Below are 23775 nucleotides of genomic sequence, written 5' to 3' on the forward strand. Positions count from 1 at the left end.
ACGAGACATTCACATCGTCGCCTACGACCCCACCTGGCCTCAGCGCTTCGCCATCGAGCGGGGTCGCATCGGCGAGGCACTGGGTGCTACTGCGTGCCGCATCGACCACATCGGCTCGACTGCGGTGCCGGGCCTGGCGGCCAAGCCGATCCTCGACATCGACCTCAGCGTGCCTAATGTCGACGATGAGGCGGCCTATCTCGATCAGCTTCTGACGGCGGGCTACCAGCTTCGTGTCCGCGAGCGAGGTCACCGCATGGTGCGAACTCCGCAGCGTGACGTCCATGTCCACATCTGCACAGTCGGTAGCGAGTGGGAACGGCGCCATCTGTTGTTTCGAGACTGGCTGCGGCACGATTCTTCGGATCGTGCCACATACGAAAAGTTCAAACGCCTTCTCGCACAGCGAGACTGGGCCGACATGAATGGCTACGCAGATGCCAAGGGGCCGTTGATCGCCAAGATCACCTTACGGGCGGAAGCGTGGGCGCAGTCCGTGAGCTGGACGCCGACAGATTGAGCCATACCGGCTGGCCTCGATGACCGGGACCGAATCATCAGCCGAGGTTAAGAACAAGCTGTGAAGCTGTCTCTGATCCAACGAGGTTTGGAGAGATTTGAGAGGCGCACTGTGCGTCATCATGGCCTTTCATCAGTACCGCGTGACCCCTGTCACAAAATTTGCTGAAGGATTGCCAGTGACTGGCGGTTCTGCTTTGGTCGAACAGTCAAGGCTCTAAATTCGCAACAACATTGGGGTGGGTTCGCTGTGACGATGAGGGTTTCCGCAGTTCCTGTCGGTTTGCTGGCTGTTGTCTTGTCGGGTGTGGGGGTGGCGTCGGCGGAGCTGGTCCGCAGCCCCGATCATGTGGTCACGAAACCGACGGTGGATGGTTGGGTGGCGGAGGCGTCGCTGGTGAACGTGGTGGTCAACACCGTGCCGAACCTGGCCCAGTCGCCGTGGACGCGGGAGGCGTTCGTCGATGCCACCGCGATCGGCAATATCACCGGTCGGGGCTCGACCGGTGTGAAGTCGGGGGCGCTGCGCTCAGGGTTGCAGTTGGGCTGCAATACGGATGTGTCCTCGGGGTTGCAGACCGGGTCCTCGGCGTCGGTCGGCCCGAATGCCTCGGTCACCATCTCCGAGCGCCCCTCGGTCAATGTCGGTGGTAGTGCGACGGTGTCGCCGTCGATCCAGACCACGATCAAACCCGGTGCGATCACCACGATCCCGTTGTCGGAGCGGGTGCTCGAGGGCGCGGTCGGCGCGTCGGATCTGACCGGTATCCAGGTGCATGTGGACAATTGCCTGGGTCCGGTGAGTGTGCGCGTCTACACCCAGTTCTCGATGTCCACCCATGTCGCCGACACCACGGTCACGGTCTACTCCGACCCGACCACCATCTAAAGGGGCGGAATCTGACATGCGACTCGGAGACATTCTCAGACCTCAACGGCGAGGGCGCGCGGTCGCCGCCATCACCGCCTCGGTGACGGTGGCGGCGGCGACCGTGATCGCGCTCAATCCCGGCACCGCCACCGGTGAAACCCCGGCCGAACGGTGCGCGCGGGAGACCGCGGCCTACAACGCGGCGTGGGAATCGACCTGGCGAGCAAGCAATCCCGGCAACCCGGGACCTCCACCCCCGCCCCCGGTGCCCTACGTCTGCCACGACCCGGGAGAGCCAACCACGACGACACCGACCGCCCCGCCGACCGCACCAGGGCTACAGCCCACGCAAGCACCCGGCGCTGGGGTTCAAGGCCAGGCTGGGAACGCGCCGGGTCAACTCCCTCAAGGCAATGGCACCGACATCGTGCCGGTGCCGACCGTCACTCCCGTCGTGCCCGCTCAGACGCCAGCAGCTGAGCCTGAGTCTCCTCGCAGGCAGGACCCCGCAGTCTCGAATGCCGTTGTGCCGGAAACCGAGGGCTCGATGCCACCGCCTTCTCCCGACACCGCGACGACGAACCCGAGACCGTTTGACAGCCGACTTCATGAGGTCAGCAACAAGGTCGGTGAGGCACCACCACCAGGAGAAGGCCCGTCGTACAACGGATGCCAGTACTGTCCAACCGATGGCAAGGGCAACCTTGTCACCGGTGACGTGGGTGATGCCCCGTCTCGATGGCATACCGGGACCTACTACCACTGGAAAATCGACCGCGTAGAGCCGCGTGGGATCAGAACCGGCCCAGTCAAGGAGAACCCTGTGGTCACCTGCTTCGGACCTGATCCAGACCGAAACTGGCCCGGCGACAAGGTTGTCAAAGGAGAAGACATCGAACGCGGAACGCTCAACGTGACCGAGAGTGGCTTCGATGTCGGTGGAACCCTGGGGCTCAGCAACGAAAAGGGCAGTGGAGAACTCAGTGGCTCCTACCACCGCTCCACTTCGACCGAAGAAAGCAAAACGGTCACGGCGTCGATGTCGGTCGACTGCGGTGCGTACGACATACCCGTCGGACAGGTCGTCAACGTGTACCCGACCTATCGCGTAACTGAATGGTGGGGACACTGGGAGCAAGTGACCTGCGGAGTTGCGGTAGGTTGCCGAGTTCGCTCCGTGGGACCCACCGAACATGGGTTCTACTACTCGCTCGGCGGCGGCGGCCTGCCTGTCCTCGAGCCAGCGGCGTGAAATGGGAAGGGGTGACAATGAACGCTCTGAAGCAACGTCCGGTGAGGGCGCTCGTCGTAGCGGCGGCCAGCGTCGTGGTGCTGCTGTTCCTGCTGATCTTCGGGTTGGGTGGTGTGTCCGGGGTATTCGATAACGACCACCCTTCGGGCGCGATACCGACGACGGAGCCGGTTCGCCCGTTCCATGACGTCACGCTCAGCGACCAGATCGGCAAGACTGTCGCCCAGGCCCAGCGCGATCTCGGCATCCTCGACCGGACGACCAGTACAGCTCTCACGCCACCACGACTGGTCGCGGTACCCATGGGCACCCAGATCGAGGGCATGCCCGACGACCAGCTGATCGTGACGGCACTATGCATCGATGCGCCCGACCCAGACTCGCCCACGCCCTACCCGACCTACTTCGGTGTCACGCCCGCTGAGGACTTCACCGACGACATCCGCCGCCAGGCAACCCGCGGATTCGAATTGGCTGACCAACTACGCCAACAGACCGGATGTGTGAACACAAGTCTGCTGACGGTATCTGTGTTCGACTCTTGAACAGCGACGTGGCTGGCTACATCGGCGAACCCGGACGGCGTTGATCGGTGAATCCCGACGTCACCCCCGACCGGTGGGTTGTCGTATCGGCGGAAGCTGACGTCAGAGCTCAGATTGACATCCTGCTGTGGCTGGTTCCGTCAGCGCTGTATGCGGCATGTGAGTGCGTTCGCGTGGCCCTGCCGCCGGTCATCGGTGCGGCCACGAGTTCGAAGGGGACGGTCGGCGTACTCAGTGCGCGCACCTGGTGCGAGACTTTCACACCGTGAATGTCGACGGCACTTCGACGCCGGAAATGCACGATTGGCATATCGAAGCACGCGAATACGCTCGCCAAGAAGACCGCCGCGGGCGGCGGTTTGCCTACTCCGATCTCGTACCCGCGACGACTGCGCTGGTTGTCATCGACATGGTGCCCTTCCATGTCGCCGACAACCTCTACGGCCGCGGGATCGTGCCGAACATCAATCGCCTGACCGAGACGCTGCGGACAGCGGGAGGCACCGTCGCCTGGGTGCTGCCTGACACGAGTAGACCCAGTCGGGCAGCGATCGAGTTCTTCGGTCCGGCATTTGCCGAAATCTTCAGCAGGTCAGGCGGTACCGGTCCTCCGCACGCCCGGCTGTGGCCGGAGTTGGTCGCCGACGACGGAGATGTCTTCGTGGATAAATCCGCGTTCAGCGCCTTCTTTCCAGGTCGGTGCGCGCTGCCGCAGCAGCTGGAACAGCGCGGTATCGACACGGTGCTGATCACGGGGACTGTCACCAACGTGTGCTGTGAGTCCTCGGCCCGCGACGCGGCTACCCTCGGCTTCCGGGTGATCATGGTCGCCGACGCAAACGCCGCTCGCCGCGATCAGGACCATAACGCCACACTGCACACGATCTACCGATCGTTCGGCGACGTGCGCTCGACGGCGGATGTGCTCGCCATGATCCGCGCCGCCGGACAATAGCGACGCCATCGAGAGCCACCTGTCCGGTCTCCATCGGTGTTGACGGCAAGCCCAGCTTCGACGTTGAGACGTGCTCGGTCCAGCAGTAGCGTACGTTCAGCCGACACCAGATGCCTGAGGCCGTTGATCTCTTGAGGCTCCGAACTGGCCAGTTCGGTCAGCGCGGCATGTCTGGTCCGAGAATGCCGCCGAAACGGCGAGAGGCGACCGCGTCCGGTGGGACCATCATGCGGTGGGATCCGGGACAACCTCTGAGCAGCGCGGTCAGGTCCCGCAAGGGTCGGCTGCGTTGATCAGATTCCATCCTGTGTGGCTCCGCCATTGGTTGAACGCGGTCACGAGCAGGCTGCGTTGAGTCGGAGCCAGCACAGTTTCGAGGCCGCGGACGGCGGCGGTGAGCCGGGTGTGCAACTGATCATGCCGCGTATCCATCAGCGCGACAACGCAGTTAGCGAGATCCGCTGAGGTAGCGGACGATGAGGCATCCTCGTCCAGCAGGGCAACCATGTCGCCCAGCAGTGAGAAGGCGGCGTCTTTGACGACCACGCGAGCGTCGCGCATGGCGTGACGGGCCGGTCCGTCGAGGAGTTTTTCCAGGGATTTCAGGGTGTAGTCGAGTGCGAAATGCCGGTCGATCCACAGTTGGGCGTGTTGGGAGTACACGCCGATGCGAGTGTCGGCGAACTCGGCGTCGAGTCGCCCCATCGACGGTCGCGTGGCGCCTGCGAGGCCGGCTGCTTGGACCCGTTTGGTGTAGGCGGCCCCGATGAGGCATTCCATCGAGACGAGCATGTAGGAGATGCCGGTGTAGAACGGGCGTCCCGTGGCGTGCTCGGCGACGAAGTCTTCGTCGCGGACGCCGTCGACGATCGCTTCGACCGGCAGGTGCGGTAGAGGTTCGAGGATCAGGTCGGTGCGGGCCTGGAAGGCGTGGGTGGCGCGCAGCTCGGCCTGCGACATCAGGTGGTCGAAGGTGATGTAGGTGTACCGGGTGGGGATGCCGAGTGCGGACAGGGTCCGGATGGCCAGGGCGTTCTGCTCGGCGGTGGTTTCCTTGTTGAACCGGGTCAAGATCGAGGTGACGCCGGATTCGACACCGAACAGGCAACGGCGCAGCCCGCGCCGGTGTAGGGTGCGCCACATATGGGCGCGGTGGCAGTGCCAGTCCCGGTCGGTGTCGAGGCGCACGACCTGGTCGATGCGGCAGGAGGTCTCCCAGGTGAATCGGTGCTGGTGCACGATCTCGGCAACCGCGAGGGCCCGATCGACTGAGTCAGGGCCGCGTCCGATGAACTCTTCATCGACCAGGTACAGGGTGCGGGCGATGTGGGGATAGCGATCGAAGACCTCGCTCATAGCCGACACGATCGAAGGCAGCTGGTCCGGTGGCACCCCCGACCAGGTGCCTTTGTGTCCACGTGGGCAGAACGAGCAGTAGTTCGTGCAGCCGCGTGAGGATTCCAGCTGCGCGACGCCGTGATGGTCGAAAGTCGTTGCCAACAAGTCGAGCTCGGGGAAGATGTCGGTGCGTGTCCGGTTGGGAGCGGTGGCGGTCTTCCGGTAGCGCCCGACGGTGAGGGTGCCCTCGCCGCGGTTCGCGCCGGTGTAGCCGAGGCCCCGGATCTGATCGATGGTGAGGTCGCGGTGCCAGAACGCGAGGGCGTCGGCGACGGTCGGTTCCCCGGCGGCGCGGGCGATGAGCAGCCATGGCCAGCGCTCCAGTAGGAGACGCTCATTGCGGGCGGTCAGGCTACCGCCGACGAGGACCAGTGGCCGGTCAGCCATGACTTCGATAGCGCCGAGCAGGCTGACGAGGAGGTCGTGCTGGCCGAAGGTCGCGGAGATGCCGAGGATGTCGGGCTGTTCTGTGGCGATGGTGGTGAGAATGTCGCTCAGGGTGGTGCCCAGCTGCATGTCCATCAGCGTGACCTGCCCGGTCAGGGTGGCGCGGGCGGCGCGGGCGAGATCGCTGATCGCCAGGGGGAACCGTGGGAGCGGAAAGTGCTCGGGGTGGTATAGCGCCGCGAGAAGGATACGGGGGCGGGTGAGCCGGAATTCGGCGTCGGTGGTGAGGTTCCCGGTGCTGAGCCAGGATTCTGCGGTGTCGACGATGATGCCTTCGCGTGCCCAACTGGGCCAGGCGCGTTCGGCGAGTGGGCGTCCGGACAATTCGGCGATGCTCCAGGTGTGGTGATCGGCGTGCTCTGTGAGTAGCAGCCGGTGATCGAGGGTGTCGGCGACCAGCAGTCGTGACGGGACTGTCGCGGTGAGCGCATCGCGCAGCTGGTTGGGTTCGCTGAGATGGAGATCGCCCAGCAGGGACGTGGCTTTGTCGGTGTCGCCGCCGGTGTTCGCGACAACGGTGAGGATGCGGCGGGCGACGGGGCTGTCGGTATGCATGGTGGTGCCGTTTCTGACGGGGACCCGGCCGGTTTTCGGCAGCACTGGGTCGCAGCGCGTGCCGACCGGGCGGCCGGGCGCTGAAAACTAATGGGGGGAGCGCGTTTACACGCGCAGCGTGAGGATCATCGCTGCGTGATCGCTGAGCTCGTTGTGGCGAGGACGATGCTGATAGGCGCAGTCCTGCACGAGGTGGCGGTGCTCGGCGGTGACGAAGGTGTGGTCGAAGCGGTAACCATTGCGTGTGCCGTCAGTGGCTGTACGCCCGAACCATGAGTGCTCGACCAGATCCGGGTGTATGAGGCGGAACACGTCGACGAATCCGCTCGCGGCGAACGCCCGGTAGAAGTCATACTCCCAGGTTCCGAAGACGCGATAGTGCGGAACATGACCGGGCTCAACGACATTGAGATCGCCCGTGATCACGACCGGGCCCGGCGTGCTCGCCCGCTGCGGAAGCTCGGCCAGACATGCCGTGACCGCGTCCTGGAACTCACGCTTGGCGACATTGCGGCGCTCGGCCGGACCCCGCGAGGGCACATAGAGCCCGGCCACGGCGAACTCGAACCCCGTGCCGGCATGCTTCACGCGCGCCGCGGCAAGCCGATGCGGCATCACGGAGATCCCGGTATCGACCGGATCGAGGACACCCCGGGCAGCCAACAGCACCCGGTACCGGTCGGTGCCGCCGGGGTCGGGCAGCTGCACGCTGTAACCCACGCCGCGCAGCCACTGCGCCATCAAATCCCCGGTTGCGCCAGCGGGCACCTCCGTCAGCACGACGACATCGGGAGAGACTCGCGACAGCCACGACACCTGCCGCTGCGCGCGGATCATGCTGGCATGCTGGACATTCAGCGACAGCACCCGCACCGACGACTGGAATGCGTGGCTCATCGATGTGCTCCCATCGCCCGCTCGTCCACGAATACCTCCCCGGCCGCGTCCAGCCGCCGCTGCACATCGCCCATAATCGCTCGCACCCGGGCGATCACCGCCTCTGCGGGCCGCTGGCCCGAACCGGTGATATTAGCGGTGACCTGCGCTGGAGTGCTGAACCCGACGAGCACAGCTGCGTTGTTCGAACGTTCCAGGCATGACCACAACGCGATCCGCACCAGATCTGCGGACGACCCGCCGATCAGGTCCCGCACCTGATCGAGCCCCTCGTTGATCATCCGGGTCGCCTCTGGTGTGAACCAGCGTTTGCGCGAGCGGTGGTCCCCCTCACTGAACGCCCGGGGATACTCGGGATCGTAGGTCCCGGTCAGCAGCCCTTGGGCCAGCGGTTTGTTGATCAGTACGCCGCAGTCGTGCGCTTCCGCCAGGCCGAAGATACTCATGGACCGGTCGGCCGGGGTGAGCAGGTTGTCCCGGATTGCAAGTACCTGCGGCCGGATGCGGTCGAACAACTCCCGAAACCGCTTGTCCTTGTCGGTCTTCGGTGCTTCGCTGATCCGGTCGGTTGCGTAGCGGTGCGGCCCGCGCATACCGATCGCGCGGATCAGCCCTTCGGCACGGAAGTCGTACATCGCTTCGATCGCCAGCTCCAAGCGTTCATTATTCGGACCGAAGTCACTGTGATGGAAGAAATAGACGTCCAGGTAATCGGTGTCGAGATTATCGAGGCTCTGCTCCAGCTGACGGCGCATGTGCCCGGTGTCGTAGCCGTGCGCGGCGGTCCCCGCAAAGTACCCGACTTTCGACACCAGTTGAATCTCGTTGCGTGGCACCTGCGCCACCAGTGTGCCGAGCAATCTTTCGGAACGGCCGTGCCCGTACACGTCGGCGGTGTCGAACAGCGTCGCCCCGAGCTCCCACGCACACTCGAGCCCGGCAATAGCGTCAGCCTCTGTGACCGCTCCCCACCCCATCGGCAGGCCGAGATTGGTGTCCGGCCCGCCGATGGCCCAGCAGCCGACACCTAGCCCGGAGACCTCGATACCGCATGCCCCCAGTGTCCGCTTGATCATGGTTGCCCCTTTCCCTCGTCGCGGTCGTTACCGTCGGCCAACAGCTCGGCGCATCGGACGGTTGGTGCAAGCCGCATCCGAGAGCCCCGGCGGCGTCAATTCGAAGTCTTCGTCACGAGGCGGCAGTCTCACGAATTCGGTACGCGCCCAAGTTTGTTCGGGGATAGCGGTGATCAAATCACAGACATCGCACACGAGCGCTGGTTGGTTGTCCACGTGTGCGAGGTCTGGAACAAGGATCGCCGCAACGCTCAACTCGTCGGCGATGGTGAGGACGTGCTCCAAGGGGTCGGGCACCGAGCTCGGCCAAAGCCTCACTATGTAGACCAGCTGGTAGTCCCACCGATTTGCCAGTGAACGAATCGCGTCGGTGTGCCGGGTAAGGCCGGTGCCGGAGATATCGCCGCGCAGATAACCGAGTGCGCGTGATTCGTGCAGCGGCCAAGGGGTTTTCATCGCTGTCTGTGTCATTCGTGTCAGACCTCGCTCGCGTGATGACTGGACCGACACCCGGCCTAGCGGCACACCATCTCGTGCTGCGTGCAAGTTGGTCAGAACCAAGGGTTGTGGCTCATTTCGACCGTCCGGATGTCCACCTCCAGCACACACCGCCACCGAACGCCTGAGAGAGGGCAAATTATGGGGCAGAATCACGCTGACGCCGGGCACGGCCCCGGCACGGGGAACGGCCGAGGGGGTAGGTATGCCACCGAATGTACGGTTGCAGCAGCGGCGCGAAGCCGTGCCGTCACCGGTCGTGTCCGGGCGCGCGATGAGTCGCGCCGAACTCGCCGAAGCCGTTAACCGATACCTGTGGCGGACCCGCGGTGAGCGGCGAGATATGGACGCCCATACCATCGCCCGCTACGAACGCGGAACCATCCGGTGGCCGAACGAAGGCTACCGAGAAGCGCTCCGGGCCGTACTAGAGGCATCGGATGCCGAACTGGGGTTCACGCCCCGCCGCCAGCGCTCCGCCGCGTCCGCACCCAATCTGTTCAGCCCCTTCGACCTCGGCAACGTGCCCGACGTTCTCGTTCCACTTGACATGACCACAGCGCGTAGAACGGGTCGCATCGGGATGACCGACGTCACCGACGTCCAGGCCGCAACGCGCGACGCAGCGTCCGCCGAAAACCTCCACGGAGGTGGGTCCGTGGACTCCTTCGCCATCACGCAGCTTCGTCGTTTCACGCCCCTGCTCCACGGCGCTATCGTGCCCACTGCGCGCAACGCCCTAGTGGAAGCCATCGGCAATCTCAGCGGCGTCGCGGGCTATGCGGCCTTCGACACTGGCGACCACGCCACCGCCGAGCGCTGCTTCCGGTTCGCGCTCTGGTGCGCCGATGCCTCCGGCTCGTGGGAACTACGCGCCAGCAGCCTGGCCGACATGGCCAGAAAGACCGCCTACGTCGGGAAACCCGACGATGCACTATCGCTGATCGAACTAGCCGCAGTGCGAGCCGACCGACTGGCATCGACCACCCGGGCGATGCTCGGCGCACTGCGGGCCCAGTACCTCGCCGCAACAGGACGAACCCAGGAAGCACTCGACGAGGTGACCCGCGCCGACGAGCATTTCGCTGCCCGCGGCCCGACCGCCGATCCGCCTTGGCTCTGCTACTACGACCTCGCCGAGCACCTCGGCAGCACCGGAAAAGCGCTCATCCCCGTGGCACACGAACGCCAGCGTGTCGAACTGGCCGCCAGCCGAATCCAGCAAGCGATCGACCTGCAAGGCAGCGACTATCGGCGATCGCGCACCTTCTCGCTCACTCGCCTGGCCACCTTGCGGATGCGGCTCGACGACCCACGAGAAGCCGCAGCCATCGGGCTGCGGGCCGCCCGTGACGCAGCGACATTGTCCTCCCAACGGCTCCACAACGAACTCGGATCCCTGGCCGCCGCGAGTGCCCGCCACCGCCGGATCGCCGACGTTGCCGAACTACGCCACGCCATCATGACGGCGAAAACGATGTAAAGATCGAAACGTGAACCGCGTGCCCGTGACACCGTCCGGCGAAATCCTGGCCAGAGCCGCCCAGATCGCGGCACTCGACATGACCGGCAGCAGCGTGATCCGCGACGGCTCTCACGCCATCTACCAGCTGCCAGGGCAAGTGGTCGCCCGAATCGGTCGACCAGGCACCGCAGACGATGCTGCCAGGGAACTCGCCGTCTCCCGGTGGCTGAACGCTTCCGGCGTAAACACGGTCGAGCCTGTCCCGAATCTGCCACAGCCCATCGTCGTGGACGGCCGCCCGGTCACCTGGTGGCGACTCGTCCCGAACCACCGTACGTCAACTCCGCCCGAACTGGGAGTGACATTGCGTGCCCTCCACGCTTTGCCGGTGCCGTCCGAGCCAGCACTACCCGAGTACGACCCCTTCGTGGGTCTGCGCGAACGTTTGGCCGCCGCGTCGACGATCGACCACGACGACCGGGCCTGGCTCCTGCGGCACCATGACGACCTCCAGGCTCGATACTCGCGAGACCAATCCCAGCAAACACCGCACGTCATCCACGGAGACGCCTGGCAAGGCAACCTCGTGGTCACCATCGACTCCGGCGTCCCCACCCTGCTGGACTTGGATAAGGTCTCGACCGGACACCCTGACTGGGACCTCATTCAAATCGCCGTCGACCACACCGACTTCCACAGGATCTCCGACAACGACTACCGCTTGTTCGTAGACGCCTACGGCGGCTACGACGTCACTGCCTCACCTCGGTTCCGCCTCCTCGCCGACATCCAGGAACTCCGATGGGTCGGGTTCGCACTCGATCGCGCCGACACCAGTTCGGAGGCGCGCCAGCAGGCCCATCACCGCATCGCCTGCCTTCGCGGTACCATCCCGAAACCGTGGATATGGGCCGCCTTGTAATCGCGGTGTGGGCAGCTCCGGCAACACCGAAAGACATCATGTGCGTTACGCGCCGCGCGGACCGGCCACCTCATCGAGGTCGCTCACGCGTATCTGCGGCGAGATGAGGACACCGCGCCGCTCACTATGCTCGTTAGATCTGAGCAGACCGCAGCCAGAGACGGCCGTACAACGGGTTCGCCCAGGACACTCTCCGGGAGGTCTGGCGAAGCCGCCACCGGGCACGTGCGCCGATGTTCAGTCCATGCTGATCCGCTACCTAGGTGTGGATGCCTACCCGCTGATTGAGACTGGGACGCTCCCCCCCCGTTCGACCTGGATTGTTACCACGGTACCGACACGCGCAACACGGCCAGTCCGAGCTTGGCTCAGTGTTGCGGCTACGGCATGATGGCCGGATGCAGCGCGATCTCCTGACCCTGGCTGAGCAGAACCGCGTAGCCGCCCTGTCCGGACTTGAGGCCAAGAGTCAGGAGGCGTTAGGCCAGTTCTTTACTCCCAAACGCGCTGCATCATTAATTGCCAGGATGCCGCGTCTCCCCGAAGGCGGACACATCCGGGTGCTCGATCCCGGCGCAGGTTCCGGAATGCTGACCGCAGCACTGGTGTCTCGCGTCCTTCACGAGCGTCCAAGTTTGTCGGTCCATGCCGTCGCCGTCGAGTGCGACGCTTCTGTTGTCCCCTTTCTTGAGAACACTCTCGAAGCCTGTTCGACCGCAGGTGGGGGGCGCGTTACCACCGAGCTCGTTGCTGCCGACTACATTGCGGAAGCAACCGGGCTCGATGCAGACGAACGGCTGACCGGCTTCGATCTGGTAATTCAGAACCCGCCTTATGCGAAGCTGGGTGCCTCCTCGTCAGCCCGCGCCGCCGTGCGGAGTATCGGTGTGGACGCACCTAACCTGTACGCAGCATTTCTGGCGCTCGCAACAGTTGCTCTCAACCCTCATGGCCAGCTCGTAGCTATCACTCCCCGGTCGTTCTGCAACGGTCCGTACTTTGGCGCGTTCCGTAGCCATCTGCTCGACGAGATCTCACTGGACAGAGTTCATGTTTTCGAGTCCCGCTCAACAGTTTTCGCCGATACCGGAGTGCTGCAAGAGAACGTGATCTTCTCGGGCACCCGGGGCGGGAGCCGTGATCGAGTGATGCTGTCAACCAGTAACGGACATGAGGACGATGCCGCGCATCGTGATGTGGCATACTCCGACGTCATACATCCCGATGACCCTCATCGGTTCATTCGGATCGCGGCTAACGACGACGACACTGAAGTCGCGGAGCGGATGCTGTCCTTTCCCCACACTTTGTCCAGCCTGGGAATCACCGTTTCCACTGGACGCGTTGTCGACTTTCGATCGAAGGAATGCCTGCTCACGGAGCATTCCGAGAATGCAGCCCCGCTCATCTATCCGGGCAACATTCGAGATGGCATGGTCAGCTGGCCCCGCGAGATCCGGAAGCCGCAGTGGTTTTCACCGGCGGCTGGCAAGGACGAGAAGCTACTGTTCCCGGAGGGGTGGTACTGCGTCGTCAAGCGGTTCTCCTCGAAGGAGGAACGTCGCCGCATCGTGGCCGCGGTGTGGTCACCGGAACACACCCCCGGTCCTGTCGCGTTCGAGAATCACGTCAACGTCTTCCACATCGCTGGCGAAGGACTCGACCGAGACACAGCCTTTGGACTCTCCATGTGGCTCAACTCCTCACTCGTTGACAGGTTCTTCCGCACGTTCTCTGGCCATACTCAGGTGAACGCGACCGACCTTCGAACCCTTCGGTTTCCAGATCGAGAGTCGCTGCACGAACTGGGTTCACTTGCGCCGCAACAACTTCCAAGCCAAGAAGAGGTCGATGCACTCGTCGAGAAGGTTCTCGATGTGGTAGACACGGCTGCGTGAACAGCATCTCCGCCAGGGTCAGCGAGGCAAGGTCACTTCTTGAGGCGCTCGGCATGGACTCCGAGCGGTCCAACGAGCGCTCGGCACTGACTCTCCTGGCCCTGCTACAGCTACGGCCATCGGATCTATGGAGCGCGGCTGTAAATCCCACGCTCGGAACCCGAGCGATCATGGATTGGATACGCGACGAGTACGGCCGCGACTACAAGCCCAACACCCGTGAGACCGTCCGGCGCTTCACACTCCACCAGTTCGTGGAGGCGATGCTGGTGCAGCAGAATCCTGACCAGCCCGATCGGCCGACAAACTCACCAAAATCGAACTATCAGGTGAATATTGCGGCATTGAAGGTCATCCAGTGCTTCGGAACTCGCAAGTTCGACTCGGCGCTTGCCAACTACCTCGCGGAGGTACCGGGCTTGAAGGCGCTATATGCTGCAGCACGAGAGATGAACCGCATTCCCGTCCGCAGCGCCGATGGCAAAGAATTCACTTTGTCTCCGGGGGGACAGAACCCACTCATTAAGCATATGACAGAGGATTTCTGCTCACTATTCACACCCGGGGGCGAGTTACTCTATGTTGGAGATGCGGGCGACAAGTTCGTGGTCTTCGAAAAAGAGCGCTTCGCTGAACTTGGCGTAACCTTCAATACACACGGAAAAATGCCAGATCTAGTCGTTTATATGAAAGACAAGAACTGGCTTGTTCTTATGGAAGCCGCTAACTCGCATGGGCCTGTAGATTCGAAACGTCGGGGAGAACTGTCGGAGCTCTTCAAAGCTGCGACACCAGGCCTTGTGTACGTATCATGTTTCCCTGACCGTAAAGAGATGCGGAAATATCTTTCCCAGATTGCGTGGGAAACAGAGGTTTGGTGCTCCGAGGACCCGACGCATTTGATCCACTTCAATGGAGAGCGCTTCCTGGGGCCGTATGAGTGAGTTGCCAGATAGAACTCTGGCGCCTCAAGCCTTCTTCGAGGCTCGCAAGTTTACCCAACCCGCAGTGCAACTCATTCGAGTTCCGACGTAAGCAGCGTTCTATGGACTTCATTGTCGGCGACGTGCCAGAAGAATTCATTAACCAAGCAATTCGCATGCGAGAGGAGCGAGACAGGTTATATGGGAACATATTCACGGAGAAGAGTAGTGATCTCAGATGGGTAGGCGAGATCGGCGAGATCTGCTTCGATAAATGGGCACGACTGAATACTACACTCCCCGTGGAATGGATCCTGGAGGAGGCGGCAGGTAAAGCAGATTTCATAATTGGTGATAGCTCAATAGGAGTGAAGACCGTCAAAAGGTCTGTCCCCGTCAGGACTGGCTATACAGCGCAGATTACCGCAAAGCACGCGATGGAACCTGTCGAATACTTCTTCTTCACCTCTTATGAAGTTCCATGCAAAAGACTATGGCTCCTGGGAGGGATAGCGAAGGACATATTCATGCAGAATACAACATATTATGGAGCTGGATCTAGAGTTCACAGAGACTATACCGTCCGCGAAGGCCATGAGATATACAATATTGAGATCAGTAAGCTCACTCCGCCTCGACGATGGATTTCATCCCTGGGAGGCTAGTGTCATGCAAGGCTGTTGGCCAAGTATATCGAACACCGCCGTGACTCGGCTGAACGGCGAACGAGGGCCTTTGCTATTGCGGCTGACTGATCGACGATCTGATGCTCGAACAATTGTGCGTGAATCTGTTTGTTCGGCGAATAGCCTCCCGTTGCGTGATCCTGACTGACCTTGGCAGGCGTGACTCCGACGAGTGCTGTTGCGGCCGACGCAACGCTGGGAGAGAGCTGCTCTGTTGATGTGTCCCGTAATGTGCAGTGGGCAGACAGCAGGTAGGCCGTGAGGGGGTTGCCCGTGAATTCGAGACCGTCGGATCCGCCCGCGTACACCGAGTCGTTGGGCACGAAACTGGATAAGTTGGCGGACGCCCTGACCGGCGGTCACGCTGTTGCCCAGAGCGACGGTGTCCAGGTGGGCGTCAGGGCCGACGGCGAGGTCACGGCCGTCCACGTCGACGAGAACGTCTTCCCGGGCGGGCGGCGTCTGGGGCCGTTGCTCACCTGCCTGCTCAACGAGGCGCGTGCACAAGCCCAGGTCCAAGTCGCAGACATCCTTCGCGACGCGTGGGCCGATCCGCGTGTGCGGGATGTCGTCGACCAGATAGGCGATGCCCCGGAACGGTCGGTGCCTGCACCGGCGGAGCCGGTTCCAGCGGGCGCGCATCCGCGCTCCCATGACTACGGGTACAGCGATCCCGAGGACGAGGACTACAGCCCGTTGCGGCCTCGGTCACGTATCGCCGCCGACAACGACTGGTAGCGGTTCATGATCTTCGGACATGCTGCCGTGATCACCGGTCCAGTAGAGTGACCGGCGAAAACGGAGTGGTATGTAATCGAGGGGGACGGTAATGGGGTACGACGCCGACGAGTACATCTACGTCGATCCGGAACGCACGCGCGGACTGGTCACCACCTTGAACTCGGCAGCGGACACTCTGGCGGGGATTCGCGCGGACGACCAGGCGCTCGAGTCCGCCATCACCATGAGTTCGCTGTTGCCCGGGACTGCGGTCAACTCCGCGTGCCTGTCCGGCTCTACGGCGGCAACGAACGTTTTGCAGGCGGCTACCGAGCAGGTGCGGGTGCTGGCGGTGCGTACCGATAACGGCCTGGCGACAGTGCTGGCGCAGGAGGCCGACACCGCAGGCAAGTTCACGCAGCTGGAGCAGGGACTGCGATGAGCGGGGTACCGATCCCGACCGTGTCGCAGGTACGCGATTGGGACCTCGACGCGCTGGCGCGGCAGGGCAGCTACTGGGCCCAGCAGGCGGCCCGGTTCAAAATCGAGCTCGACGCCGCGTACAACGCCGTGGGCAACTCGGTGGACTATTTGGTCGGGAAGTTCGGCAACGGTGCGCGGGACAAGGGCCTGATCGTCCGTGACCAGGGGTACAAGGGCGTCGGTGCGCTCGAAACGGCGGGTGAGGCCATCGCCATCGGGATCGAGCCGGTGCGGTTCGCCAAGACCACGGTGACCAGCCTGCTGGCCACGATTACCGCCGGGGGCTATCAGTGGGGTGAGGACGGCTCGGTGACGCTGTCGCTGTCGCAGCTGGCCAACGCCATGTCCGACACCGACCGGGACGCCGCAGTCATCAAGCTCGCCGCGTTGCAGCGGCAAGCCGACCAGTACTCCACGTCGATGAAGGCCGCGCTGGCCGCGGCGGGGGTGGCGGCGCAGAGCGTGGCCGACGGTATCAACGCGGCGATGGCCGACCTGCCCAGCGGTGGGGAAGGCTCGCAGAACCCAGCGGTCGATGCGACGACCGGTGAGCGGCTGGGCGAAAAGGTCAGCCAGCCCGGCCAGATCCCGCCGGAGGTGCTCACCCAGATCGACCAGGTCTTCGACCAGACCTCCCTGACCGACGCGGAGAAGGCAGCGCTCGCGGCCGGAGATACGGTCGTGGTCCCGGCGTCCACGCTGGAGTTCACGCAGAAGTTCCTCGAATCCGCCGGCCCGGACGGTTTCGCGCGGCTCAGTGAGCAGCTCAGCGCGCAGGGACCCGAGGGGCAGGCGAAGGCACAGGCGCTGGCGAACTCGGTCATGCTGCTGTCGAACGAGAACGTCAAGGGGGTCAAGGCCGACGGCAAACAGGTCGCGGGCGGTTACGAGCAGCTGCCCCAGGAATACCGCGACATGATCTCGAGCCGGGTCATCGAGCATCCCGGCGCGCGTCCCGATTCGCCCGGGTATTTGCCCGACGGCAACACCAACACCTACCCCGATCCCGACGGGCTCGGCCAATACCGTGCCGGGGCACAACATTACGAGAACCTGGCGCGGTTCACCGGCGCGCTGTCGCTCGCCGACGACAGCTACATCCCCGGAACGAAACTCAGTACCGAGCTGTACCGCCAAGGCGGATTCCTCGCCACCATGGTCAACGACAACGCACACCAAGAGTGGGGGCTGCCGGTCGACGGCGCGACCCTGCAGCACTCGGTGGAGAACACTGTCGATATCGCCGCCCGCAGCAAGGACGCCACCACCGTTCTGTTCACCGGCGAAGGCACCCCTGAACAGCTCGGTGCGGACTATGACCGCGTCTCGACCGTGGTTCCGCTACTGGAATACGACTGGTCCGACGACAGCACGCAGCGGTCCCCGGTCGACCGGATGCTCGAATGGATCCCCGCCGACGGCGACGCGCGGAACCCGAGCGATCCGGTATCGGTGGCGAACGCCGACCGCGCCGATCTGGCAGCGCGCGGATTCATCGATCTGGTCACCACCACCAGCGAGAACACCCAAGACAACGCCTTCGCCCAGCTGATGAACATCGGCGAGGACGGACGCTCGCTGGGCCAGGTGAATCCCGAACTCGCGCAACGGCTCGAAGGGATCACCGCTCGCTACCTCAACGATATCGGCGGTATCCCCGCACTCGACGGCCACCCTGAATTCACCGGCGACGCCAAGGTCGGGAAGGGAGACGCCACACGCCTGTTCGCGCTCATCGCCACCGATCCGACCGCTGCCGAACAACTGGTTCGTGACGTGGCCCTGCAACAGGACGCCAACGCCTACTCCTACGGGGCGCAGGGTCCGGGTCAGCTGGGGTCGAATCTCTACGGTGAGATCAACGGCAACCTCCAGCGCTACCTCGAATCCGGCATCCAGGCCGAAGCGCTGCATCGCGGCATCGTTTTGGACAACCAGGACGCCATCGACGCCTACAACAAGGCGTTGCGCGATAACTTCATCAAAGACGCGGGTAGCACCCTCGGCGGTCTGCCCGGTGGTTGGTTCCCCGGGGCCGTTGGGTTCGCGGTCGACGCTCCCGGTCTCTACGGCGGTCCGCAGGTGACCGGCCTGCCGGATATGAACATCGAACTGCCCAACGCCGAGCTTTCGGTGAGCAAGACGATTCCTGGCTCGAATCTGTCCCAGTTGCTCAGCATTGCCCACGCGGCGGGGATCCCGCCTGAAGCCGTGCAACAGGAATTGGCCAGTTCTTCCCGGTCATCGGGCTCCGTGCCGGTGACGCGGGTCGAGAACGGACAAACTGTCTTCCTGCCGTTGAACGAGATCGCCGCGAACCCCAATATCCCGATCGCGGACTACGAGCAGGCGCTCACAAAGGTGCTGACCAAGGAGGGCTACGACGTCAGTCAGTTCACGACCATCCGAGATACCACCTATAGCGGCGGCACCGCCGACAAGAAGCCGATGATCATCGAGGACCAAGGGCAGTGGGCGGGACTGCAGACCGGCAACGACGAGAAGGGCTCGACACGATGAACCTCACCCGCGTGCTCGCCGCCAGTGTGCTCATCCCGGTCACCGCGACCTTGCTGTCCTGCAGCCGCGACGACGATCCCACGGGTACACCGACCACCACGGCACGGCCGACCCCGGTTCCCGCGGCCGAGTACCGGTTCCCGCGAGACTTGGCCGGTGACTTCACCTTTCAGTGGAGCGCGGACGAGGGTGTCGACCTCGGCGACACACCGAGCGCGATCGTCAGGGCGTTCGAAGAGGGATACGTGATAGCTAGGAAGATCGGTGCCCGCTTCTCCTACCCGGGATATCTCGAGGCTGTTCCCGACCGTCCCACTCTGCGAACTCCCGATGGTGGTGACCTCCCCTCGGGCGCGGAAGAAGGCAACTGGCTCCAGCGGCTGGCGGGCACTGTTCGAGCACGCATCCTCCAGATCACGCCAGCCGATGAAGGTTTCACCGCCGCCTACTGCACCGACTACTTCGACGCAGCCTTCTCTCAGGACGGCGGCAAGACCTACTGGTGGACAAGCAACGGAAGCAACGGCGAGCCGATCAGCGGTGCGATGATCGTTCTCGAAGTGCGTCCAGTTCCCGGGCGGACACCCCCCGAAGACACCAGCGAACAGATCGGCCCCGATCGCGCGCCGCGTTACAACGTGTTCGACGGCTGGGAGATCGTCGAGGAGGACGGCTGGGTAAATGTCGAGGGCACCCCCCCGCCCGCGTTCAGCCACCTCGCAACGCTCAACGCGGAATGCAACGCCTGGGCCCGCTCCAACCCTCACACCAACCCGGCACCTAACTCCGTCGACCCCGACAGAGTCAACACCCGAGGAATCGAAAGGCAGCGAGCCGATCCCGTACCAGCTGCTGAACCGCAATCTCCCGGATGGCCTGTACCCGTGCAGTACTGACGCTACCGAGATCGGGGCCGTACACCTCTTTGCCGAGGTGCTCTGCGGCCCAGCCTCGCTGCTCGCGACACCACCGCTAACCACTAACTCTCGCCCATCCCCGCAGCAATTCGGCGGCACCACCACCGTCACGCCGTCGGCTGATGCACCCAGCCAGTGGTCTCATGGAACAGGCCGCCTGGGAAGGTGCCCGGAACGTCGACGGCAGCGATTCCGACGTATCGATCGACCAGGGTTGGTGCGATTACCGGACTGGTGGGAAGATCCTGACCGGTACGTGCGTCGAGCGCGACGGCCTTTCCGCTGCTGTTCAAGCCGTAGAGTACGCCGTGGTACGCGGCGGTCATGGTCGGTGGTACACGGTTGTTGTCGGATCCGAACTCCCACAACGTCTTTGCGGGATCGGTGAGGTCGAACCCGAGGATACGAGTGTTGTTCTGGCAGACGACGATCTGTTGCTGGTCGAACATGCAGCGCCAGGTCTTCTGCAAGGAGTCGGCGCTGGGGTCGGTCATGGAGTACCGCGCCGCCCCAGTGACTGGGTCGAGCAGTTCGAACGCCTTGTACCGCTCGATGAACGCAGCGCCTGGTGTCCGGGATGTCAGATACTGGGTGCTGTCGCCGCCCAGCCCGGTGGACCACAGCTCATGTCCGTCCTCGATGGAGCGACCACGGCGTGCCTTGTCACCTGTACCGGCTTTGCCATCGCCGACGACGACATGGTTGTCCGCGTATTCAGCGACGAACTCGTCTGCCTGCCATCGGATCTGATGCGACTTCGGGTCGAGAACCCAGGTCGCATCTCGGTTCCCTGCTTGAGTTCGGCCGGTGACCACGACTGCGGTGTCGGTGACAGCCACTACCTTGATCTGGGCGAAGGTAGAGATCGGCAGCTGCTTCTGGACTCCCGATGCCGGACCGAGATCGATGATCGTGTCCCACAGCCGCCGTCCGGTTCCGACCTCAGCAGCGACCACTTCGATTGCTGCCTTTTCCGGCACCGTTCCGGTGGCGGGGACGACCCCGCCGAAGGCGGCGATCACCGAGTCGCCGTGCACGATCGGCGCGTAGAGCACGCCGTGGTCGCGCCCCTGCGAGGTACTGATCGGCGAAACCGCGGGGCTCACCTGCCACATCGGCTTCCCTGTTGGCGCGTCGACCGCGATCAGTGCGCCCCGCCGCGATGCACATATTGCGGTGCCGTCATGGAGCGTGCACTCCTGGGACCATCGCTTCGGCTCAGGGATATTGAGCTTCGAGACCGCCCGCTCAGCGAAGACTTTCGGCGGGTCGAAGGTCGGGCGATCCGCAGCGCCCGCCACCGCCGAGGTGGTTGTCGGCGCATCGCTCTGATCGGTTCCGCAGCCGAGTAAGGCTAGCCCGCTCAGCAGCGTGCACACCGTTAGCCCGATGCGTACCGAGTGGGCGTGGATCGGATGCGTTCGGTTCGACTCGATCATGGATTCCCCCGCAGTTTCTGAGTGAATGGCGTATTACTCACACGTTCTGCTAATGAATCGGATGCGTCGCGATCCCTTCGAGCTGCTTGATCTTAGCGGGTCGTTGGACCTCCGGGTTTGGATAGCGCAGGTATCAACTCGATGTTCACGACGGTGCCTGGAGAACTACTCGAACGTTTGGGGAGGCACGCGACCACGCCCGGCATATCGAGGACGGCGATGGGACAGGCCACTGCGGCGCGTCCGCTTCACTGATGCTCAAAGATCGCCATTGTACGAGCAACCCAGTTTCGTGCCGGTGCTCAGCGGCATGCGGAGGACGGCCCAGGCAAAGACCGCCCCGTCCGGATCTCGGGGTAGACGCCCGCGATCCGCCCAGCACGGAGAAGCGAAGTTTGGGCTTCTGTGTCGCAATCCGGGGGTCAGCGTGCAGTACACGAGACGCCAGAATCCTCTGCGATCACCCATCGTCCGCCGGGAGTGATCAATGACCACATCCGCCACCCCGACACCACGCCCCAGCCACGCCCGCATCCGGCACCGTCGGCCGCGATCGGACCCGATGCCGTACCACGCCGCCCCCGGTCGGTTCCCGCACCGCACACCGGCAGCCGAAGACGGTCCTCAGTCGCTACCGTCTGGCCACCCGCCCAAGAATTCGACACATCATCGGCAGACGCGGGCAACCGAACTGCCCGCGTGCCATGGCGCTCCTTGTAGGGCACACCATCGCTCCAAGTTCCACTCGGGTACCGAGATTTATTGCTGCACACGGCACTTGACCCAGCGAACGCAATTGAGCGTCCATATCCGATCGGGTCGGGCACCCCGATTCCGCATTGACCAAGGAGCCCAGTAATGGACGAAATCGAACCGAACACCGCCGTCGGTGACGTGTGGGAGACGCTGCCGCTGCTGCTGCCTATCCCACGCGCGGCAGCACTATTGGGGATCAGCCGATCGGCCGCCTACCGACTGGCCGAGTCGAGGGAACTGCCGACGAAGCGAATGGGCGGGCGCGTGTACGTGGTCACCGCCCGGTTACGGGCGCTACTCGAGTCCGAGCCCGCCGATCTCGGGGAGGCCGCGTAATGAAGGGGCACGTCCGCAAGCGGGGCAAGACCTGGTACTACCAGTTCCGGCTGCCGGAGAAGAGCCCGGACGGGAGTGAGCCGACCGAGACCAAGGGCGGGTTCGCTACCGAGAAGGCGGCGTGGGAGGCGTGCCGCATCGCCATGGCAGCCGTGGAAGGCGGCAAGCACGTCAAGAAGACGAAGACGACGGTGAAATCCTTCCTGCTGGAGTGGCTGCCCGCAATCGAGATGATCGTCGACGCCACCACCTACGACAACTGGCAGGCACTGGCCAAGGCGTACGCCATCCCCCGGCTGGGGGCCACCGAACTCCAGAAGCTCACCACGCCGATGCTGATGAAGTTCTATGCGCAGTTGCTGACCGACGGGCGTATCAAGCCCGACAACAACATGTGCATGTACGAGTTCTGGGTGAAGGCGACCAGTCGCGGGCGCGAACCCACACCCGCCCAAGTGGTGACGGCCTGCGGAGTGACCATTCACGCGGCGCGTGCGGCGGTGCGCCGCTTCAAGGACGGCCGCATCCCGACTCCGAAACCGGCGGGGCTGGCACCGAAGACCGTACGCAACATCCACGTCATGCTGCACCGCGCCTTCACCGACGCCGTCGCCTGGAAGTATGTGGTGGACAACCCCGCCGAGAAGGCCAAGCCTCCGCGCGTACCGCGCAGCAAGAGGCCGGTGTGGACGCCCGAGCAGGCGGCCGCGTTCATGAACAGCATCCGCTACGACCGCTTCTACGCCCTGTACCTGTTGGAGCTGTCCACCGGGCTGCGGCGCGCCGAGATCTGCGGAATCCGCTGGCCCTCACTCGATCTCGACACCGGCGTGTTGTCGGTGCACGAGGGCCGCGTGGTCGTGGCAGGCCGCGCCCAGGATGCTCAGGTCAAGACCGACGACTCCGCCCGCATGATCGCCATCGATACCGCCACTGTGACCGCGCTGAAACAGTGGAAGGCAGTCCAAGATGCTGAACGCCCGTTGTACGGCGACGACTACAAGAAGACCGGTCTCGTATTCACCTGGGAGGACGGCAGCGCCGTACACCCGGACACGGTTCGGGAACGGTTCAAACGCCTGGCCGCCCGCGCCGGGCTGCCCGAGATCCGCTTCTACGACCTGCGCCATACCTACGTCACCGGAGCATTGACGGCAGGCGTCAGCCCGAAGGTGGTGAGCCAGCGCGTCGGCCACGCCGACGTCGCCTTCACCATGAAGACCTACCAGCACGTGCTGCCCGGCCAGGACGAAGACGCCGCCACCCGGGCGGCCACCCATCTGTTGAGCGGACACCACGAACACGGTGGGATACCACACGACGGGTGACACTTAGTTTGGCTAACGTTGCCAAATCCGTTGCCAATCCATCGAAAAACGGCCCCGGAACCAGTGGTTCCGGGGCCGTTTTCCCTAGTAGCGGGGACAGGATTTGAACCTGCGACCTCTGGGTTATGAGCCCAGCGAGCTACCGAGCTGCTCCACCCCGCGTCGGTGAACACAACACTACACACGGTCGCGGAAGGGATGCAAATCTGCTGTTCAGGGTGGTTTTCTGGGTTGCGAAGATGATCACGGGACGGGTTGGCGAGTGGGTCGCGCGGCTTCCCAGGCGGGACCCCGCCGAAAACGTGAAGCATGTCACAATTTCGGAGTGATATAGAACACATCACGGGTAGATAACAGACCGTTTGGGAT

At 63.7% G+C, this 23775-nt stretch carries 21 protein-coding genes and 1 tRNA gene; 16 read left to right on the plus strand and 6 right to left on the minus strand.

Annotated features, from left to right (window positions below; translation table 11 throughout):
• The 5 genes from ON31_RS22305 to ON31_RS22320 all read left to right on the plus strand — a co-directional run.
• A partial coding sequence (locus ON31_RS22305) for a GrpB family protein (RefSeq protein WP_039816497.1) occupies nucleotides 1-520 on the plus strand: 520 nt, incomplete at its 5' end.
• Between the two features lie 312 nt (nucleotides 521-832).
• Entirely contained in the window at nucleotides 833-1408 is a 576-nt protein-coding gene (locus ON31_RS22310) for an MspA family porin (RefSeq protein ID WP_157533752.1), read from the plus strand.
• 508 nt (nucleotides 1409-1916) lie between these two features.
• Complete coding sequence (locus ON31_RS36865; RefSeq protein WP_147286988.1) at nucleotides 1917-2642, plus strand: hypothetical protein; 726 nt, start codon at nucleotides 1917-1919, stop codon at nucleotides 2640-2642.
• Between the two features lie 17 nt (nucleotides 2643-2659).
• Nucleotides 2660-3187 (plus strand): hypothetical protein, encoded by a 528-nt coding sequence (locus ON31_RS22315; protein ID WP_039816500.1) that lies wholly within the window; start codon nucleotides 2660-2662, stop codon nucleotides 3185-3187.
• A 265-nt stretch (nucleotides 3188-3452) separates the two neighbouring features.
• Entirely contained in the window at nucleotides 3453-4142 is a 690-nt protein-coding gene (locus tag ON31_RS22320; RefSeq protein WP_218007373.1) for a cysteine hydrolase family protein, read from the plus strand.
• A gap of 264 nt (nucleotides 4143-4406) precedes the next feature.
• On the opposite strand, the gene ON31_RS22325 is transcribed toward ON31_RS22320, so the two are convergent.
• The 4 genes from ON31_RS22325 to ON31_RS36870 form a co-directional block, all read right to left on the minus strand.
• A complete protein-coding gene (locus ON31_RS22325; protein ID WP_115061592.1) occupies nucleotides 4407-6542 on the minus strand; it encodes a B12-binding domain-containing radical SAM protein in 2136 nt (711 codons plus the stop codon).
• Nucleotides 6543-6647: 105 nt separating this feature from the next.
• Nucleotides 6648-7439 carry an endonuclease/exonuclease/phosphatase family protein gene (locus ON31_RS22330; RefSeq protein WP_051037606.1) on the minus strand — a complete coding sequence of 264 codons (792 nt, stop codon included), beginning with the start codon at nucleotides 7437-7439 and terminating at the stop codon, nucleotides 6648-6650.
• A complete protein-coding gene (locus ON31_RS22335; RefSeq protein ID WP_039816502.1) occupies nucleotides 7436-8515 on the minus strand; it encodes an aldo/keto reductase in 1080 nt (359 codons plus the stop codon). The genes ON31_RS22330 and ON31_RS22335 overlap by 4 nt, the downstream gene beginning before the upstream one ends.
• A gap of 27 nt (nucleotides 8516-8542) precedes the next feature.
• Nucleotides 8543-8986 carry a hypothetical protein gene (locus ON31_RS36870; protein WP_147286989.1) on the minus strand — a complete coding sequence of 148 codons (444 nt, stop codon included), beginning with the start codon at nucleotides 8984-8986 and terminating at the stop codon, nucleotides 8543-8545.
• A gap of 232 nt (nucleotides 8987-9218) precedes the next feature.
• Between ON31_RS36870 and ON31_RS22340 the strand changes: the two genes are divergently transcribed.
• From ON31_RS22340 to ON31_RS22370, 9 genes are all read left to right on the plus strand, one after another.
• The gene (locus tag ON31_RS22340) at nucleotides 9219-10496 is read left to right on the plus strand and encodes an NsdA family TPR-like regulatory protein (protein WP_255222212.1); all 1278 of its coding nucleotides are present in this window, start codon (nucleotides 9219-9221) and stop codon (nucleotides 10494-10496) included.
• A 10-nt stretch (nucleotides 10497-10506) separates the two neighbouring features.
• A complete protein-coding gene (locus ON31_RS22345) occupies nucleotides 10507-11400 on the plus strand; it encodes a phosphotransferase family protein (protein WP_255222213.1) in 894 nt (297 codons plus the stop codon).
• A gap of 398 nt (nucleotides 11401-11798) precedes the next feature.
• Complete coding sequence (locus tag ON31_RS22350; RefSeq protein ID WP_039816598.1) at nucleotides 11799-13298, plus strand: Eco57I restriction-modification methylase domain-containing protein; 1500 nt, start codon at nucleotides 11799-11801, stop codon at nucleotides 13296-13298.
• Nucleotides 13295-14242, plus strand: a complete 948-nt coding sequence (locus tag ON31_RS35760; protein WP_081592650.1) for a BsuBI/PstI family type II restriction endonuclease — start codon at nucleotides 13295-13297, stop codon at nucleotides 14240-14242. The genes ON31_RS22350 and ON31_RS35760 overlap by 4 nt, the downstream gene beginning before the upstream one ends.
• 101 nt (nucleotides 14243-14343) lie before the next feature.
• Nucleotides 14344-14886, plus strand: a complete 543-nt coding sequence (locus ON31_RS35765; RefSeq protein WP_218007374.1) for a hypothetical protein — start codon at nucleotides 14344-14346, stop codon at nucleotides 14884-14886.
• Nucleotides 14887-15222: 336 nt separating this feature from the next.
• On the plus strand, nucleotides 15223-15645 hold the full coding sequence (locus ON31_RS22355; RefSeq protein ID WP_039816504.1) for a hypothetical protein: 423 nt from the start codon (nucleotides 15223-15225) through the stop codon (nucleotides 15643-15645).
• Nucleotides 15646-15736: 91 nt separating this feature from the next.
• On the plus strand, nucleotides 15737-16069 hold the full coding sequence (locus tag ON31_RS22360; RefSeq protein WP_039816506.1) for a hypothetical protein: 333 nt from the start codon (nucleotides 15737-15739) through the stop codon (nucleotides 16067-16069).
• On the plus strand, nucleotides 16066-18630 hold the full coding sequence (locus tag ON31_RS22365) for a TPR repeat domain-containing protein (protein WP_039816508.1): 2565 nt from the start codon (nucleotides 16066-16068) through the stop codon (nucleotides 18628-18630). The genes ON31_RS22360 and ON31_RS22365 overlap by 4 nt, the downstream gene beginning before the upstream one ends.
• A complete protein-coding gene (locus tag ON31_RS22370; protein ID WP_039816510.1) occupies nucleotides 18627-19526 on the plus strand; it encodes a hypothetical protein in 900 nt (299 codons plus the stop codon). The genes ON31_RS22365 and ON31_RS22370 overlap by 4 nt, the downstream gene beginning before the upstream one ends.
• Before the next feature lie 128 nt (nucleotides 19527-19654).
• Here the strand turns inward: ON31_RS22370 and ON31_RS22375 are convergent, their stop codons facing one another.
• Complete coding sequence (locus tag ON31_RS22375) at nucleotides 19655-20986, minus strand: outer membrane protein assembly factor BamB family protein (protein ID WP_115061455.1); 1332 nt, start codon at nucleotides 20984-20986, stop codon at nucleotides 19655-19657.
• An 858-nt stretch (nucleotides 20987-21844) separates the two neighbouring features.
• Here ON31_RS22375 and ON31_RS22380 point away from each other — a divergent pair.
• A complete protein-coding gene (locus ON31_RS22380; protein ID WP_051037607.1) occupies nucleotides 21845-22078 on the plus strand; it encodes a helix-turn-helix domain-containing protein in 234 nt (77 codons plus the stop codon).
• Nucleotides 22078-23406 (plus strand): site-specific integrase, encoded by a 1329-nt coding sequence (locus ON31_RS22385; protein ID WP_051037608.1) that lies wholly within the window; start codon nucleotides 22078-22080, stop codon nucleotides 23404-23406. The genes ON31_RS22380 and ON31_RS22385 overlap by 1 nt, the downstream gene beginning before the upstream one ends.
• 88 nt (nucleotides 23407-23494) lie before the next feature.
• Here ON31_RS22385 and ON31_RS22390 read toward each other — a convergent pair.
• Nucleotides 23495-23568 (minus strand) — tRNA-Met (locus tag ON31_RS22390).
• Nucleotides 23569-23775 lie beyond the last annotated feature (207 nt).

Source organism: Nocardia otitidiscaviarum NBRC 14405 (assembly GCF_000308635.1).
GTDB lineage: Bacteria > Actinomycetota > Actinomycetes > Mycobacteriales > Mycobacteriaceae > Nocardia > Nocardia otitidiscaviarum.

Bases quoted from the DNA above. Each gene is read 5' to 3' on its own strand.
- ON31_RS22315 (WP_039816500.1), top strand. From the start codon at position 2,660: ATGAACGCTCTGAAGCAACGTCCGGTGAGGGCGCTCGTCGTAGCGGCG.
- ON31_RS22325 (WP_115061592.1), bottom strand. From the start codon at position 6,542: ATGCATACCGACAGCCCCGTCGCCCGCCGCATCCTCACCGTTGTCGCG.
- ON31_RS22330 (WP_051037606.1), bottom strand. From the start codon at position 7,439: ATGAGCCACGCATTCCAGTCGTCGGTGCGGGTGCTGTCGCTGAATGTC.
- ON31_RS22335 (WP_039816502.1), bottom strand. From the start codon at position 8,515: ATGATCAAGCGGACACTGGGGGCATGCGGTATCGAGGTCTCCGGGCTA.
- ON31_RS36870 (WP_147286989.1), bottom strand. From the start codon at position 8,986: ATGACACAGACAGCGATGAAAACCCCTTGGCCGCTGCACGAATCACGC.
- ON31_RS22340 (WP_255222212.1), top strand. From the start codon at position 9,219: ATGCCACCGAATGTACGGTTGCAGCAGCGGCGCGAAGCCGTGCCGTCA.
- ON31_RS22350 (WP_039816598.1), top strand. From the start codon at position 11,799: ATGCAGCGCGATCTCCTGACCCTGGCTGAGCAGAACCGCGTAGCCGCC.
- ON31_RS35765 (WP_218007374.1), top strand. From the start codon at position 14,344: ATGGACTTCATTGTCGGCGACGTGCCAGAAGAATTCATTAACCAAGCA.
- ON31_RS22360 (WP_039816506.1), top strand. From the start codon at position 15,737: ATGGGGTACGACGCCGACGAGTACATCTACGTCGATCCGGAACGCACG.
- ON31_RS22365 (WP_039816508.1), top strand. From the start codon at position 16,066: ATGAGCGGGGTACCGATCCCGACCGTGTCGCAGGTACGCGATTGGGAC.
- ON31_RS22370 (WP_039816510.1), top strand. From the start codon at position 18,627: ATGAACCTCACCCGCGTGCTCGCCGCCAGTGTGCTCATCCCGGTCACC.
- ON31_RS22375 (WP_115061455.1), bottom strand. From the start codon at position 20,986: ATGATCGAGTCGAACCGAACGCATCCGATCCACGCCCACTCGGTACGC.
- ON31_RS22380 (WP_051037607.1), top strand. From the start codon at position 21,845: ATGGACGAAATCGAACCGAACACCGCCGTCGGTGACGTGTGGGAGACG.
- ON31_RS22385 (WP_051037608.1), top strand. From the start codon at position 22,078: ATGAAGGGGCACGTCCGCAAGCGGGGCAAGACCTGGTACTACCAGTTC.